Annotated in this window: 17 protein-coding genes and 1 other RNA gene; 7 read left to right on the top strand and 11 right to left on the bottom strand. The window is 52.5% G+C overall.

Going from position 1 to position 14,141, the window contains the following annotated elements:
- Nucleotides 1-7: 7 nt before the first annotated feature.
- The 3 genes from ACMGG1_RS18935 to ACMGG1_RS18945 are packed head-to-tail and all read right to left on the bottom strand — an operon-like array spanning nucleotide 8 to nucleotide 1,717.
- Nucleotides 8-865: a metal ABC transporter permease gene (locus ACMGG1_RS18935; protein ID WP_185959345.1), complete on the bottom strand. Its 858-nt coding sequence runs from the start codon at nucleotides 863-865 to the stop codon at nucleotides 8-10.
- A complete protein-coding gene (locus ACMGG1_RS18940; RefSeq protein WP_414160933.1) occupies nucleotides 852-1,574 on the bottom strand; it encodes a metal ABC transporter ATP-binding protein in 723 nt (240 codons plus the stop codon). The genes ACMGG1_RS18935 and ACMGG1_RS18940 overlap by 14 nt, the downstream gene beginning before the upstream one ends.
- On the bottom strand, nucleotides 1,571-1,717 hold the full coding sequence (locus ACMGG1_RS18945; protein ID WP_020825517.1) for a hypothetical protein: 147 nt from the start codon (nucleotides 1,715-1,717) through the stop codon (nucleotides 1,571-1,573). The genes ACMGG1_RS18940 and ACMGG1_RS18945 overlap by 4 nt, the downstream gene beginning before the upstream one ends.
- 302 nt (nucleotides 1,718-2,019) lie before the next feature.
- On the opposite strand from ACMGG1_RS18945, the gene ACMGG1_RS18950 reads away from it, so the two are divergent.
- From ACMGG1_RS18950 to ACMGG1_RS18960, 3 genes are all read left to right on the top strand, one after another.
- On the top strand, nucleotides 2,020-2,373 hold the full coding sequence (locus ACMGG1_RS18950; RefSeq protein ID WP_232807758.1) for a hypothetical protein: 354 nt from the start codon (nucleotides 2,020-2,022) through the stop codon (nucleotides 2,371-2,373).
- A 162-nt stretch (nucleotides 2,374-2,535) separates the two neighbouring features.
- Nucleotides 2,536-2,904: an Hha toxicity modulator TomB gene (gene tomB, locus ACMGG1_RS18955; protein WP_020825515.1), complete on the top strand. Its 369-nt coding sequence runs from the start codon at nucleotides 2,536-2,538 to the stop codon at nucleotides 2,902-2,904.
- A gap of 55 nt (nucleotides 2,905-2,959) precedes the next feature.
- Nucleotides 2,960-3,163 (top strand): HHA domain-containing protein, encoded by a 204-nt coding sequence (locus ACMGG1_RS18960; RefSeq protein WP_020825514.1) that lies wholly within the window; start codon nucleotides 2,960-2,962, stop codon nucleotides 3,161-3,163.
- A 76-nt stretch (nucleotides 3,164-3,239) separates the two neighbouring features.
- On the opposite strand, the gene ACMGG1_RS18965 is transcribed toward ACMGG1_RS18960, so the two are convergent.
- A complete protein-coding gene (locus tag ACMGG1_RS18965) occupies nucleotides 3,240-4,172 on the bottom strand; it encodes a LysR family transcriptional regulator (protein ID WP_020825513.1) in 933 nt (310 codons plus the stop codon).
- Nucleotides 4,173-4,310: 138 nt separating this feature from the next.
- Between ACMGG1_RS18965 and ACMGG1_RS18970 the strand changes: the two genes are divergently transcribed.
- Both ACMGG1_RS18970 and ACMGG1_RS18975 read left to right on the top strand, forming a co-directional pair.
- A complete protein-coding gene (locus ACMGG1_RS18970) occupies nucleotides 4,311-6,098 on the top strand; it encodes an adenine deaminase (protein WP_128864428.1) in 1,788 nt (595 codons plus the stop codon).
- 164 nt (nucleotides 6,099-6,262) lie between these two features.
- Nucleotides 6,263-7,606 carry an NCS2 family permease gene (locus ACMGG1_RS18975; protein WP_116691057.1) on the top strand — a complete coding sequence of 448 codons (1,344 nt, stop codon included), beginning with the start codon at nucleotides 6,263-6,265 and terminating at the stop codon, nucleotides 7,604-7,606.
- 115 nt (nucleotides 7,607-7,721) lie between these two features.
- On the opposite strand, the gene ffs is transcribed toward ACMGG1_RS18975, so the two are convergent.
- An RNA gene (gene ffs / locus ACMGG1_RS18980) (signal recognition particle sRNA small type) lies at nucleotides 7,722-7,818 on the bottom strand.
- Between the two features lie 157 nt (nucleotides 7,819-7,975).
- Between ffs and ACMGG1_RS18985 the strand changes: the two genes are divergently transcribed.
- Nucleotides 7,976-8,290 (top strand): MGMT family protein, encoded by a 315-nt coding sequence (locus ACMGG1_RS18985; RefSeq protein ID WP_048759573.1) that lies wholly within the window; start codon nucleotides 7,976-7,978, stop codon nucleotides 8,288-8,290.
- 65 nt (nucleotides 8,291-8,355) lie between these two features.
- Here ACMGG1_RS18985 and ACMGG1_RS18990 read toward each other — a convergent pair whose 3' ends face one another.
- On the bottom strand, nucleotides 8,356-8,847 hold the full coding sequence (locus ACMGG1_RS18990) for a YbaY family lipoprotein (RefSeq protein ID WP_020825509.1): 492 nt from the start codon (nucleotides 8,845-8,847) through the stop codon (nucleotides 8,356-8,358).
- Between the two features lie 230 nt (nucleotides 8,848-9,077).
- Here ACMGG1_RS18990 and tesB point away from each other — a divergent pair, with 230 nt between their 5' ends.
- A complete protein-coding gene (gene tesB / locus ACMGG1_RS18995) occupies nucleotides 9,078-9,941 on the top strand; it encodes an acyl-CoA thioesterase II (protein WP_020825508.1) in 864 nt (287 codons plus the stop codon).
- Nucleotides 9,942-10,022: 81 nt separating this feature from the next.
- Here tesB and ACMGG1_RS19000 read toward each other — a convergent pair whose 3' ends face one another.
- The 5 genes from ACMGG1_RS19000 to glnK all read right to left on the bottom strand — a co-directional run bounded on the left by ACMGG1_RS19000 (nucleotide 10,023) and on the right by glnK (nucleotide 14,110).
- The gene (locus ACMGG1_RS19000) at nucleotides 10,023-10,622 is read right to left on the bottom strand and encodes a peroxiredoxin (RefSeq protein WP_414160934.1); all 600 of its coding nucleotides are present in this window, start codon (nucleotides 10,620-10,622) and stop codon (nucleotides 10,023-10,025) included.
- A 58-nt stretch (nucleotides 10,623-10,680) separates the two neighbouring features.
- On the bottom strand, nucleotides 10,681-11,529 hold the full coding sequence (gene asd, locus ACMGG1_RS19005; protein ID WP_414160935.1) for an archaetidylserine decarboxylase: 849 nt from the start codon (nucleotides 11,527-11,529) through the stop codon (nucleotides 10,681-10,683).
- Nucleotide 11,530: 1 nt separating this feature from the next.
- Nucleotides 11,531-12,217 (bottom strand): MOSC domain-containing protein, encoded by a 687-nt coding sequence (locus tag ACMGG1_RS19010; RefSeq protein ID WP_260629562.1) that lies wholly within the window; start codon nucleotides 12,215-12,217, stop codon nucleotides 11,531-11,533.
- A gap of 231 nt (nucleotides 12,218-12,448) precedes the next feature.
- Entirely contained in the window at nucleotides 12,449-13,735 is a 1,287-nt protein-coding gene (gene amtB / locus ACMGG1_RS19015) for an ammonium transporter AmtB (protein WP_414160936.1), read from the bottom strand.
- A 36-nt stretch (nucleotides 13,736-13,771) separates the two neighbouring features.
- Entirely contained in the window at nucleotides 13,772-14,110 is a 339-nt protein-coding gene (gene glnK, locus ACMGG1_RS19020; protein WP_012005549.1) for a P-II family nitrogen regulator, read from the bottom strand.
- Nucleotides 14,111-14,141 lie beyond the last annotated feature (31 nt).

Genomic DNA, 14,141 nt, shown 5'->3' on the forward strand with positions numbered 1-14,141 from the left:
ACACTTCTCAACGGCGCGCCAGGGAAAAGATCCCCCCACGCGTCCCAAACAGAATCGACCCAAAAAAGATCGCGCTGGCACTGAGCACAATAGCCGGGCCGGCAGGCAACGAGGCGTAATACGACCACTCCAGGCCGATCAAACTCGATAGCATGCCGATGCCCATCGCCACCGCCAACGTATGTGGCAGATTACGGGCCCAAAAACGTGCGCTGGCGGCAGGCAGCATCATTAGCCCTACCGACATCAAGGTGCCGAGGATTTGGAAACCGGCCACCAAATTGATCACGACCAGCGCTAAAAATAACCCGTGGATCAGTGCTAACCAGCGCGGGGCGCTAACGCGTAAAAAGGTCGCGTCGAAAGACTCAATCACCAGTGCGCGATACAGCGCCGCCAGTGACAAAAGTGAAAAACTGGCTATCGCCCCGACCATGAAAATGGCGTGCGTATCCACGGCAAGGATCGAGCCGAACAGCACGTGCAGCAAGTCGACACTAGAGCCACGCAAGGAGACAAGTGTGACTCCCAGCGCCAGGGATCCCAGATAGAAACCGGCAAAACTGGCATCCTCTTTCAACGGCGTTCGACGACTGACAAGCCCAGACAGCATGGCCACGGCGAGCCCGGCGATAAATCCCCCCACGCCCATCGCCACCAGCGACATACCGGAAATCAAATACCCTATCGCCGCCCCCGGCAGCACCGCATGCGACAGTGCATCACCCACCAGGCTCATGCGCCGTAGCAGTAAAAAAACGCCCAAAGGTGCGGCGCTGATCGACAAGGCAAAGCAGGCCACCAGCGCACGCCGCATAAAACCGAAGGAAGCAAAGGGATCAATTAATGTCTCAAGCAACATCACTGCGCCCTCCTCTGCTGCACAGCGGAGCGCTGGCAATATTTAACGCAGGAATATGTTCCAACACGCTGTCGGCTTTACCCCAGTGGCAACACTCTGCGGTCAGCAACAGCGCCTGTGGGAAGTGATTCGCCACCATCGACATATCGTGCAATACGGCAATTACCGTTTTTCGTTGCTGATGCAAACCTGCGATCACCTGAAGCAATAACTGAACGGTGGAACTATCGATGCCGGTAAAGGGTTCATCCAATAAAATAAGCGGTGCCTGCTGCACCAATAATCGGGCAAACAACACCCGCTGAAGTTGGCCACCGGATAACTCGCCGACGGGAGTGCGCGCCATAGCGGTCATGTTTACCCTGTCCAGCGCCTCGCAAATCTGCCGCTTCGCGTGCTTATTCAACCCACCGAACATCCCACTGGTCGGCCAGCTCCCCATCGCCACCAGATCGCTCACCAGGATCGGAAACTGGCGATCCAGTTCCGCCTGTTGGGGTAAATACGCCATACGCGGTAATTTGTTGCCGCTAAAACGTAAGTTCCCGCCCTGCAGCGGTAAAAGCCCAGCCAGTGTTTTCAGCAACGTAGACTTGCCTGCGCCGTTAACACCAACCACGGCGGTCAGCGATCCCACAGCGAAATGCCCGCTAAGTGGGGGAAACAACGGCGTTCCGCCATAGCCGATGACGGCTTTTTGTAGCGTTATCATGGCAGCGCTACCGCCCAATGGATGCCCAACCAGAGTAAGCCGAGCAGCAAAGCGGCAATACCGCAGCGCAGGCCTGCGGAAGCGGTGAACAGCGAGTTCAATGACGGCAGATCGCCATCTTGTGGTGTGGATGTCAGTTTCATGGCCAAACGAGAGAGAATTTATTGTTACAATATAACATCACAATCATTTCTGTGACTCAAGCACCCTCTCGGTGATTAATGCAACCGAACGTAACAATAAAGTGATACCTACGTTGACCAGCGCCATTTTTGGAACACCAGCGGAACTCTTTCAGGGATATACTGAGAAACGTCAGGGTTATTAACCGGTAAACAACGTTGAGTTACTGTAAAAAAGCATCTGGTTAACGAAAAGTTTACCGACGTATGGATGAAAAAGGAGTAAGATTAATAGATAGGATCGCTATACGGTCAGGCATTAAATGCAGGTAACTCTTAGCTACAGCACAATGATAGAAGCACTTTCTGTTAAAAAACTAAAGAAAGTGATTAACGATAGAATGTCAGAGTTGGTGCCGGCATTGACCAGCGGCTTGAGTTTTTATTCAGAAAACGCACGGTATAGTGAAGGTTCATTAGAAATACTTGATATTCATAAATTGAGCGACCACGAGTATTCAATGAGTTACCGCTATAAATGGACAATTTTCAACGCCTGTCTGGATATCAACGCCGAGGAATACATCAACGAAAGCGTGATTTTTAGCGTGACTGAATCGAGCTTGTGCTTTGACATCATTGATAACTCCCGTCCATCTACTGCAGATGAATTGTAAGTTTACGTAATAACAGCAGGCCAGACGTGGAGAAATGATTTATATTCATTATATAGGAAGTTTATTTTATCACCGTCATTAAGCTACCTCTGTCCATGATGTAAATCAGCTTACTCACAGAGTGTTATCAACACCGAAATTAAGACTTACGGAGGGGATGATATGGATGAGTATTCGCCTAAAAGGCACGATATTGCTCAGCTGAAATTCTTGTGCGAAAATTTGTATGATGAAGGCATAGCCACGCTGGGCGACAGCCACCACGGCTGGGTGAACGACCCAACGTCTTCCGTCAACCTCCAGCTTAATGAGTTGATTGAACATATTGCTTCGTTTGTGATGAGTTATAAAATTAAATACATGGACGAAAGTGATTTATCGGAGTTAGTCGAGGAATATCTCGATGATACCTACACGCTGTTCAGCAGTTACGGTATCAATGATTCCGATCTGCGTCGCTGGCAAAAAACCAAGGCGCGATTATTCAGAATGTTCTCAGGAGAGGGCATCTGTACGACAATGAAATCTTAGGGGATAATTATCCCTAAATTATTCTATTCTACGGTTTATAACACCAAAGGTTATCATGACTAAAACTGATTATCTGATGCGTTTACGTAAATGCACCACTATTGACACCCTTGAACGCGTTATTGAAAAAAATAAGTATGAGCTTTCGGATGACGAATTGGAGCTGTTTTACTCTGCAGCTGACCACCGTCTGGCTGAGCTCACCATGAATAAGCTCTACGATAAAATCCCAACGGCCGTTTGGAAGTTCGTACGTTAATCAAGGCTCGAGATGCGTTGAGCCGATAGACTATCGGCCTCAATGTCAGGCAAATTCTCGTATTTATCTCATTGACTTACTGCACTTTCATCCGCCGTTGAAAATCCTGTAATAACAATTGGAAACAATCCTCAATTAATGCCGGGTGATTTCTGTGTGCACTGCGCATTAATGCCACGGTACGGCTAAGCATCGGTTGCTGCAGTTGAACCACGGTTAATTCATCGTCTTTCAAATGGGTGGTGTAAAGCTGAGGTAAAATAGCGACCGCTAATTCCGAACGTACCAATCCGTATAACGTCTCCAGAAAATCGACCTGGTAGCGTGCGATTAAATTCAGACGGTGGCTTTCTGCCAATGCCAGTACCAGCCGGCTGATATTTCCCTTGGAAAAAACCGCAATATCACGCCGGGCTAATTGCCGCCACGGCAGATGATGTGATTCAGCCAAAGGGTCATCACGGCGCATAACCACCACAAAGGGATCTTCCTGCAGCGGATATATCTCCAACGACTCCGGCACGGAACTATCGAGCGCCCCAATACCAAAATCAATCATGCCGTTCTCTAATTGCAGCAGCAGAGAATCATTAGTTTGATCGTGAAATTCTACCCTCAGCCGTGGAAAGTTCGCTGCCAGCAGCTGTGGCACGGCCGGAAACAACAGCCGGCTGACCGAAGGTACCAACCCGATGCGCAAGGTCCCATCTCCCCCCGCCAACATAATGCGCTGCATATCGTCAAACGACGCCTGCGCCACATTCAGCAGCCGCTCGGCATGCGGCAGAATTGCCGCCCCCTGTTCGGTCAACGTCACCGCGGAAGCCGTGCGATTCACCAATTTTCCACCCAGCACCAACTCTATCTGTCGCAGCGCGCTACTCAGTGCCGGTTGGCTGATCGCCAAACGGTTCGCGGTATCGGTAAAATGCCGTAGCCGTGCCAGAGTAACGAAATATTGAATCTGCTTCAGAGACAGCGCGGGCAAGCGGCGCCAGGGTTCAGACATGTCAGGTTTCCATTCGCCAACCAAGTAAACGTTTGCGACAGCATAAACGTTTCTTATCAGGCAATAAATTAAATCATCTGTGCAAAGCCTGCCCGCCCCCCTAGAGTAACAACCCTGTCATCATGCCGGGTAATTACCATGACCACTCATTACACCAGCGCGGGCGAACGCCAACGCGCGGTGAAGGCCGCATTAGGCCAACTTCCTTTTGATTTGCTGCTGACAAACGCTGCGCTGGTCGATATGGCCACCGGTGAAATCCGTAACGCTGATGTCGGCATCGTCGGCGCACTGATTGCCAGCGTTCATCCCTGTGGCAGTATGACCGAAGCCCTTCAAACGCAAGACTTGGCCGGCGCATATCTGAGCCCCGGCCTGATCGACACCCACGTACACGTTGAAAGCTCGCACCTGCCGCCGGAAAAATACGCCGAAATCGTCGTTGCCCAAGGCACCACTACCATTTTCTGGGATCCACACGAACTGGCCAACGTGCTCGGCGTTGAGGGTGTGCGTTACGCGGTCGACGCCAGCCGTGGTCTGCCGCTCAGGGTGATCTGTGCAGCACCATCAAGCGTCCCTTCCACTCCAGGTTTGGAAATGTCCGGCGCTGATTTCGGCGGCCATGAAATGGAAACCATGTTGGCCTGGCCGGAAGTCGGCGGGGTTGCCGAGGTGATGGACATGCACGGCGTACTGAACGGCAGCGAACGCATGCTGGATATCCTCAACGCCGGGCTGAACAGCGGCAAGTTGATCGAAGGTCACGCACGTGGGCTAAGCGGCGCTCAGCTTCAGGCCTATCTGGCCGCGGGCGTGACGTCCGACCATGAGCTGACCTCCGGTGCCGATGCGCTGGAGAAACTACGCGCCGGACTGACGCTGGAGATCAGAGGATCTCACCCTTACCTGCTACCCGAGATCGTTGCGGCACTAAAAACGTTGCCACACCTGTCCTCGCAGGTCACCGTCTGCACCGACGATGTGCCGCCGGATATGCTGCTGCAAAAAGGCGGCATTGTGGCATTACTCAATATGCTGATCGAACAGGGGATGTCGGGAACCGACGTATTGAGGATGGCGACGCTTAACGCCGCTATTCGCCTGCAACGCAACGATCTGGGCTTGATTGCCGCGGGCCGCATTGCCGATCTGGTGGTCTTTGATTCGCTCACTCAACTGAGTGCGCGGCAGGTCTACGTCGCAGGAAAGCTGCTGGCGCAGAACGGAAAAATGCTGACACCGCTCAGTGCAAACCCGAAAGTGACGGTGCCGCGCGATACGCTGCGGCTCCCGCCACTGACTCCCGCAGATTTCATATTGAAAGTCCCGGCGATCCGCCACGGTAAAGCCACCCTGCGCCACATTAAAGGCGCGCGTTTTACCCAGTGGAACGAAACCACCGTCGAGGTTCGCGACGGCGAAGTGCAGATACCGGATGGCTTTAGCCTGATCTGGGTGAAACATCGCCATGGTCGCCATCAGGCTACCCCGCAACTGGCACTGTTGGAAGGCTGGGGGGAACTGCGCGGTGCCATCGCCACCAGCTACTCACACGACTCGCATAACCTGGTGGTTCTGGGCCGTAACGCAACCGATATGGCGCTGGCGGCCAATGCCCTGATCGCCTGCGGTGGCGGCATGGCCCTAAGTCAAAACGGGGAAATTCTGGCTCAGGTGGCGATGCCGATTGCCGGCATGCTTTCAGATTTGCCTGCCGCGGAATTGGCACAACAATTTAAAAAACTGCGCGATCTGAGCGCACAAATCGCCGATTGGGAACCGCCCTACCGGGTTTTCAAGGCAATCGAGGGCACCTGTCTGGCATGTAACGCCGGGCCGCACCTGACCGATCTCGGCCTGACCGACGGCACCACGCGCCAAATTGTCGAACCACTGATCGCCTGCTGGGAAACCCCGGCGTAAAAATAATCATAATAACAATATATACCCTATGGATTTCTAGTTGCAGCTAGACAGGCACGCTCACTCATCCTCAGGCGCTTACTCAAGTAAGTTACTGGGGTAAGTGAGTGTTGCCAACAACGCTGCGGCTTGAAATACGACGGGTAGCAACGGAGATTGTCTATATGGCTGAGAATTCAGTAAATGCTCCAACACCAGGGGGCTGGCTGCAACGGCGTTTTCAACTGCATGCGCGGCAAAGCAATGTCAAAACCGAATGCCTGGCCGGTATCACCGGTTTTCTGGCTGCGGCCTATTTGTTGGTGGTAATCCCCGGATTGCTGGCCATCGGCGGCATGGATAAGGGCGCGGTGACCACCGGCACCATTCTGGTGTTTGTGATCGGCAGCTTGCTTATGGCGTTTTACGGTAATCTGCCGTTTATCGTTGGCCCAGGGATCGGCGGTTCGGTGTTGGTCGGCGTGACGTTGGCGGGCAGCGAAGGCATAGGTTGGCAGATTGGGCTGGGTATCGCCTGCTGGTCCGGCATTTTGTTTTTTGCCCTGACTCGTCTTGGGCTGCGCGAGGTGGTTACCCGCTCGGTACCGCAGTCCATCAAGCTGGGGCTGACCGCCTCTATCGGATTATTTGTTGCGGTGCTGGGGTTCCGTAACGCCGGGCTGGTACTGGCCAATGCCAAATCCAATGCGCTGATGCTGGGTGACTTCACGGCACCCGGTGCGTTGATCGCCCTGTGCGGCCTGTTTCTGGCCATTGGCCTGCAGGCTCGACGTATCCCGGGCGCGATTTTGTGGGCGATCCTGGTCGCGACGCTGGTGGGTATTCCATTCGGCGTCACGCACCTTCCAGCCAGTCTGATGGCAATGCCACATTCATTGGCCCCAGTGCTCGGCCACGTCGATATGATTGGTGCATTGAATATCGCCTTCCTGCCTTACCTGTTTGTCTTTTTCGCCTCAGAGTTTTTCTCCACCATGGGCACCACGCTCGCCGTCGGCGGTGAAGCCGGGTTACTGGACGAGCACGGCAACATGCCGCACATCAACCGGCCGTTTATGGTGGACTCGATCGCAGCGGCTCTCGGGCCCTGGGTCGGCATTCCAGCCGCCACGGCGCTGATCGAATCGTCAGCCGCTGCCGAAGCCGGTGGCAAGACTGGATTAACGGCGCTGGCGGCAGCCATCATGTTCTTGCTGATGCTGCTGTTTACCCCCATTGCCCTGATGATCCCAAAAGAGGCTACCGCACCGGCATTGATCCTGATCGGCCTGAATATGTTCAGTGGATTGCGCAAAGTCGATTTGGCCAACTTTACCGACGGCCTGCCGGTGCTGATGATGGTAATGATCACGCTGATTGCCAACAGCTTCGGCACCGGTATCGCAGGTGGGCTGCTGTTTTATATCATCATCAAGGTGATTGCCGGCAAATGGCGTGAAGTCCCAGTCGGGCTTTACCTGTTGGCTATCCCGCTGGCTTACTATTTCGCTACGCTGGTGAAGCACTGAGGTGAATTGCTGGCGAGCAATCGGCGCCGGCAGTTTTCCTGCAGCGAGATTTTTGGGGCGATAGTAAATACGAGAGAGTAGTGAAAGAATGATGCGGCGCTGAAATTGGTGGAGGCCCTGCCAGCTACATCCCGGCACACACGTCACCTGCTGCGGCTGCTTCCTTCCGGATCTGACCGAGTTCACAAGTTAGTGTTGCGGGAGAACCAACAGGGCCCCCATTGACGGCTTCTGGTACTGCGAAGCGGTGGGCATTATCGGTGATGGCCAGCCAAATAGCAAGCCAACCGGGGCCAACCGCTGTTTTCTTACTCACCTCGGCTGTGGCACACTTTGATCTTGGGATTTCGCCGCAGCAGGAACACAGAAATGGAATCAGAAGACGCCTCATTCAGCCAGCGGGTGTTTCACATCGTGGCCGCCATTCCTTATGGCAAAGTGACGACCTACGGTGAGGTAGCGCGTCTGGCCGGTTCACCACGTGCGGCACGTCAGGTGGGCGGCGTATTGCGTCGCCTACCGGAAGGCAGCAGCCTGCCCTGGCATCGGGTGATTAACCGGCACGGGCAGATTTCGCAGCAGGGCGAGGACTTCCAACGCCAACGTCAGGCATTGCTTGGGGAAGGGATCATTTTTGGCGCCCACAGCACGGTGGATCTGTTGGTTTACGGCTGGCGCTGGTGATAAAAAAACAGCCTTTGGCCGGAGCGCAAAGGCTGTTGATAGCTTACTGCTTCAGGACTACCGGATTACGGCATCGCCGTTGGCGTTGCCTGAACCGGAATGCCTTGCACCGGAACCAGCAGCAGGTCGGCACGGGTGCCGTTACGGTTAACTACTTCCTGGATTGTGTCGGTAATAAAGATCAGCTGCCCATTAACCGTGATTGCCGCGCTCAGGATAATACGCGCATTAGGCTGAATATCAGCCGGGTTGAACGGCAATACAAAATTAAACGGCGCTTGCTTGCCGTCAGTACGTACCGCACGCTGGGCGATCACTTTAGACGGAGCGTCCGCCAGTGAAGCATCAGAGAGCGTGACGGTCAGTATCGCATCCGGCGGCAGCGCAATGCGCTGGCGAATGTTAACCGAACCAGTCACCGCCGGGCCCTGAATCTGCGTTTGTGCAATCGCCGCGCTTCCCGCCGTTGGAGTAGGCACATTGCCACTCTTCTGGGCACAGCCAGCCAGAGTGAGGGTTAATGCTGCAGCTCCACCTACGATTTGCCAGAGTTTCATGGATCGGTCTCCTTTTTTATTATCAACACGTTGGTGGCTTCCACCACCCCACTCATTAAAGTTAGCACAAAACACTGAAAAATCCATTTAACACTGCCTATTAATCACTTACCCTCCTAATAATGTTCAGTATTCAGCCAATTTTCTCTGTGCCATAACGCAATATATTGACGTCTTACCGTGATATTCCGCACACTGAGCAAAATGATTATTATAAGGGTAGTAACTTTATGAGCCAGGCACTGCAAAACCTCCTTGATCTGCTGGATCTGGAGAAAATTGAAGAAGGGTTGTTCCGCGGCCAAAGCGAAGATCTGGGGCTACGTCAGGTATTTGGCGGTCAGGTGGTTGGTCAGGCACTTTATGCCGCCAAACAGACGGTTCCCGCAGAGCGGAGCGTACACTCGTTTCACAGTTATTTTCTGCGTCCAGGCGACAGCAGCAAGCCGATTATCTACGACGTGGAAATCCTGCGCGACGGTAACAGTTTTAGCGCCCGTCGCGTCAGCGCCATTCAACATGGCAAGCCGATTTTCTATATGACCGCCTCTTTCCAAAGCCCGGAAGAAGGGTTTGAACATCAGAACACCATGCCGGATGTGCCGCCGCCGGAAGGACTGATGTCCGAATCGGACATTGCCCAAAAGTTGTCGCACATGCTGCCGGATAAAGTGCGTGAAAAGTTTATCGGCCAGAAGCCGATCGAAATGCGCCCGGTCAAATTCCACAACCCACTGAAGGGCAGCGTGGAAGAGCCGCACCGCTACGTTTGGTTCCGCGCCAACGGCACCATGCCGGACGATCAGCGCATCCACCAATATTTGCTGGGTTACGCGTCAGATTTTAACTTCCTGCCGACGGCGTTGCAGCCTCATGGCGTAGGCTTCCTGGAGCCGGGCATGCAGGTGGCGACAATTGACCACTCAATGTGGTTCCACCGCCCTTTCCGCATGGATGACTGGTTGTTGTACGTGGTCGAAAGCACCTCCGCTTCCGGCGCCCGTGGATTTGTGCGCGGGCAATTTTATACCCGTGACGGCGTTCTGGTTGCCACTACGGTGCAGGAAGGCGTCATCCGCCAGCGAGAAGCCTAAGCAATTCACCCTTCAATGGAATGCCAGTCAGGTTGGCTGGCATTTTTGCTTTGTGCCTTCACAAATGGGCGGGGCTCCTGCTCAGTCAAGGGTTCCCGGTGCCAAATCCGGATGATCTTTCAGCCACCCGATGACCTCAGCAGCCGCTCTGTTCGCGGGGAAAACGGGATAGAACACATGTTCAATCGTGCCATCCCTGATGATCAGCGTTAAACGCTTAATCAGCCGCATGCCCTCCACGTTCATCGTGGGTAAACGCAAGGCGTCGACCAATGCAAACTCAGCATCGCTCAAGATGGGGAAAGTCAGCCTGAGGCGGTCAGACAACTCTCTCTGATAATCCGTTGTTTGCGTGCTCAACCCAAAGATCCTGATCCCGAAGGAGGCAAACATCTCCTTTTCGGCCTGAAACGATAAAGTTTGCGCTGTACAGCCACGGGCTCCGGGGATAGCGTCCCAACCTGCCGGCAGATTGCCGTGGGGCTCGCCGGTCCTCGGATAGGCATAAACAACCGTTCGCCCCGGCAAGATAGACAAGTCTACCCTCTCACCAAACGTTGAGTGAAAACGCAGGGCCGGCATCGGCATGCCGACCAGATGATCGGCCGCACCGTCATCCACCGGGCATGGCAGGTCGTCTGGCAATAACGCGGGATTGCCCATGTGATGTGTATTCGCCATGCTCTGGCTCCCTATTCAAATGAAAATACTTCCTCATCGTTCGGCGAAGAGTTAACGCTTACTTTTTCATCACGGTGACAAAAGCATCAGAAAACTCAACCCTATTCCCTTGGTTTATGTTACTGAAATCGAGATCCCAGCAGGAATCAAACAGAACTATGACTGTTGACCCCATAGTGAAATAGCCTATCTCCTCGCCCTTCTTGTAAAACAAACAATCATTATAAAAAGACTCATGGGTGTAGAGCCGGTTATAGTTGACCTTTCCTCCCCAAGCCGTGACTATCCCCCCCACCATAAATGCGCCTACAAAAATAACGGACATCCTGCCATGCTCCGTCATAAACTCACAAATCAGCCGTTCATTACCCACATATAATTCTTTATCATTTTTTACATTCTTCTCCCTGACCGATTTAAAATCTCCGGGACAATAAATAGTATTAATCAAGAAACCGTCGAACGGCATATGTACCCTGTGATAATCCTCCGGCGCCAGGTATATATTCGCAAAACGGCCGCCATTGTAGCCCTGCGTCATTTCATTATTAAAACCGAAAAGCCTAAAGATGGAATACTCAACCCCCTTGGCTTGCAGTAACGTATTCTCTTTTATCTCGCCATGGGCCCCCATACGCCCATCACAAGGCATACAAAGCTCCATTGAATTCAATAAATTGACTTTATTCTTTGTTTCTTCGCTGAGCTCTCTGCAAAAAAAATCCTGGAAGCTGCTGTAGTCCTTGATGTTCTTCTTCTGGTAACGTGACAGATCGATTGACCTTGCCTTGCACAGGATAAAAATAAAAATATAGTGAACGTTAAAAAAACTGGCTTCACTCATCCGCTTACCAATTTTGAATAGGTTTGTACGTAGCAGCGATAAAAAATCAACGTACCCTTTCATTTTAATCCTTTTTTCCATGCAATCTTGGCGACCAATCTTCAACAGCCCCAGTGAACAATCTTTTCATAAACAGTTTCCGCCAAGAGGCAACCAAGGGTAATTCCAACATACTGGTCAGGGTTTCTTCATCAAGAGATTTGGTAAAAATAACTTTCATTATCTCCTGCAAACTCCATTTATCATTGGTCCTGTTAATCAAGGTAATTTCATCGCCCAAACCGACATTTCCCTGCTGAATCACCCTGAAATACCAACCGGTGCGGTAGTTAATTTGTAGCATTTCCGAAAAATAGGGAATGTCGAATCTGTCATTTAACTTCCAACAGGGTAATCGACCTTGTGAAACCTCCACTACTGCCGTCCCTATGCTAAAAATGTCGCCGACAAAGACCTGGCTTTCATCCAAACCGATAGTGCTAAAATTCTCGCCAAATGCGCCGGCATTCTCGAAAAAGGGACAGTCGGGAAATTCTGCCTTCCACTTTTTATAATGTTCCAATGGATAAACGTGTATCGCCTTTTCGGGCCCGCCATGTACCTTCAGGTCGCCGATCTCATCACCCTCAATGCCTTCATAACCTACTGAAACCAGATGATTAACCTCTTTTTTGAATATGCCGGTAAAGCTGTCAGGACGAGTGAAAGGAACCACTTTTCCTACGTAAACAGAATTCACTATTCCTTTCATCGTTATCTCCCACTTAATACGTATTAATACAAACAAATAAAACAAACAGTACAAACCAAGGCCATTATAGAAAAAGCACTTGATAATGCAATTAATATAAGGTCAATAAAAACAGTGCATTACTTAAAAAGGGGGAATATCGTTAAAAAAGAAAAAGGGCGATGTCTCCATCGCCCTTTCTGCATCATCATTATTTTTCGAGTTATTTAGCGCACTGCCCTTCTTCAAGGCTTATTGGTTATAGGCACTCTCACCATGGCTGTTGACGTCCAGACCTTCGCGCTCCTGCTCTTCCGGTACGCGCAGCCCGACGATAGCACCTGCCACTTTGAAGGCAATGAAGGCGGCCACTCCAGACCATACCAGCGTGATCACCACGCTCAACAGTTGGATCCATACCTGATGTCCCATGGTAACGCCTTCTGCGTACCCGGTTCCGCCCAGCGAGGCGGAGGTGAACACGCCGGTCAGCAAGCAGCCGACGATGCCGCATACGCCATGTACACCGAACACATCGCAGGTATCGTCCACTTTCAGCCATTTCTTCAGCGTGACCACGCCCCACAGACCGGCAATGCCACCGATCAGGCCGATAATCAACGCCCCGCCAACCCCTACGGTACCCGCAGCAGGCGTGATGGCAACCAGCCCGGCGATACAGCCGGAACAGGCCCCCAGCAGAGAAGGTTTACCGCGCACAATCCACTCGGCAAAAGTCCAGGAAAGAATAGCGCCTGCGGTTGCCACAACGGTGTTCAGGAAAGCCAGGGCCGCAATGCCGTTAGCCGCGCTGGCAGAACCGGCGTTAAAGCCGAACCAGCCGATATACAGGATAGAAGCGCCGGTAAATACCATCGGCAGGTTATGCGGTTTGAAAGCTTCCTTACCGAAACCAGCACGCTTGCCGAGCAGATAAGCGCCCACCAGGCCGGCACTTGCCGCATTGATATGCACCACGGTGCCGCCGGCAAAGTCCAACGCGCCATCAGCGGCCAGGAAGCCACCGCCCCACACCATGTGGGCAATCGGCAGGTAGGAAATGGTGAACCAGATAGCGGCGAAAATCACTACCGCCGAGAAGCGGATACGCTCGGCAAAGCCCCCTACCACCAGCGCGACGGTGATACAAGCGAATGAACACTGGAACGCTACGTGGATCATCTGGCTAAAGGTCCCGGTGACGCTGTCAATGCCAATGCCTTTCAGCATCGCCGTCTGGAAACCACCGAAGAAAGCATTACCTTCGCTGAACGCCAGACTGTAGCCATAAAGCACCCACAGAACACACACCAATGCGAAGGTGACGGTGACCTGGGTCAGCATGGAGAGCACGTTTTTGGAGCGCAGCAAACCACCGTAAAACAGAGCGACACCCGGCAAGGTCATGAACAGCACCAAAGCGGTGCAAATCATCATGAAGGCGTTGTCGGCCTTGTCTGCGACCGCCGGAGCGGCCAGGGCCAAAGAAGGAACCATGGTTACCGTACTCAGGCCCAACATGGATAAAAGTTTTTTCATTATCAATCCATCCCCATTACTTTACTGAGCCTGTGATTACAGTGCTGCTTCGTCTGTTTCGCCGGTGCGAATGCGAATGACACGTTGCAATTCGGCAACGAAAATTTTGCCGTCACCGATTTTGCCGGTGTAGGCCGCTTTACTAATCACATCAACCACTTCATCCAACTGATCGTCGGCGATAGCGATGTCGATTTTTACTTTAGGTAAAAAGTTGACGCTGTATTCGGCTCCGCGATAGAGCTCAGCGTGCCCCTTCTGGCGACCAAAGCCTTTTACTTCGCTAACGGTCAGCCCCTGAATGCCTACAGAGGATAGGGCTTCACGCACGTCCTCCAGCTTGAATGGTTTAATCACCACGGTCACCAGCTTCATATTGCCCCTCCACGAATTAAGCCCAAACTCA

The sequence above is a fragment of the Serratia sp. BNK-12 genome (assembly GCF_047456085.1).
Taxonomy (GTDB): Bacteria; Pseudomonadota; Gammaproteobacteria; order Enterobacterales; family Enterobacteriaceae; genus Serratia; species Serratia liquefaciens.

Bases quoted from the DNA above. Each gene is read 5' to 3' on its own strand.
- ACMGG1_RS18960 (WP_020825514.1), top strand. From the start codon at position 2,960: ATGACTAAAACTGATTATCTGATGCGTTTACGTAAATGCACCACTATT.
- glnK (WP_012005549.1), bottom strand. From the start codon at position 14,110: ATGAAGCTGGTGACCGTGGTGATTAAACCATTCAAGCTGGAGGACGTG.
- ACMGG1_RS19010 (WP_260629562.1), bottom strand. From the start codon at position 12,217: ATGAAAGGAATAGTGAATTCTGTTTACGTAGGAAAAGTGGTTCCTTTC.
- ACMGG1_RS18950 (WP_232807758.1), top strand. From the start codon at position 2,020: ATGCAGGTAACTCTTAGCTACAGCACAATGATAGAAGCACTTTCTGTT.
- tomB (WP_020825515.1), top strand. From the start codon at position 2,536: ATGGATGAGTATTCGCCTAAAAGGCACGATATTGCTCAGCTGAAATTC.
- ACMGG1_RS18945 (WP_020825517.1), bottom strand. From the start codon at position 1,717: ATGAAACTGACATCCACACCACAAGATGGCGATCTGCCGTCATTGAAC.
- ACMGG1_RS18990 (WP_020825509.1), bottom strand. From the start codon at position 8,847: ATGAAACTCTGGCAAATCGTAGGTGGAGCTGCAGCATTAACCCTCACT.
- amtB (WP_414160936.1), bottom strand. From the start codon at position 13,735: ATGAAAAAACTTTTATCCATGTTGGGCCTGAGTACGGTAACCATGGTT.
- ACMGG1_RS18965 (WP_020825513.1), bottom strand. From the start codon at position 4,172: ATGTCTGAACCCTGGCGCCGCTTGCCCGCGCTGTCTCTGAAGCAGATT.
- ACMGG1_RS19000 (WP_414160934.1), bottom strand. From the start codon at position 10,622: ATGGCGAATACACATCACATGGGCAATCCCGCGTTATTGCCAGACGAC.
- ACMGG1_RS18940 (WP_414160933.1), bottom strand. From the start codon at position 1,574: ATGATAACGCTACAAAAAGCCGTCATCGGCTATGGCGGAACGCCGTTG.
- ACMGG1_RS18975 (WP_116691057.1), top strand. From the start codon at position 6,263: ATGGCTGAGAATTCAGTAAATGCTCCAACACCAGGGGGCTGGCTGCAA.
- ACMGG1_RS18970 (WP_128864428.1), top strand. From the start codon at position 4,311: ATGACCACTCATTACACCAGCGCGGGCGAACGCCAACGCGCGGTGAAG.
- asd (WP_414160935.1), bottom strand. From the start codon at position 11,529: ATGAAAGGGTACGTTGATTTTTTATCGCTGCTACGTACAAACCTATTC.
- ACMGG1_RS18985 (WP_048759573.1), top strand. From the start codon at position 7,976: ATGGAATCAGAAGACGCCTCATTCAGCCAGCGGGTGTTTCACATCGTG.
- tesB (WP_020825508.1), top strand. From the start codon at position 9,078: ATGAGCCAGGCACTGCAAAACCTCCTTGATCTGCTGGATCTGGAGAAA.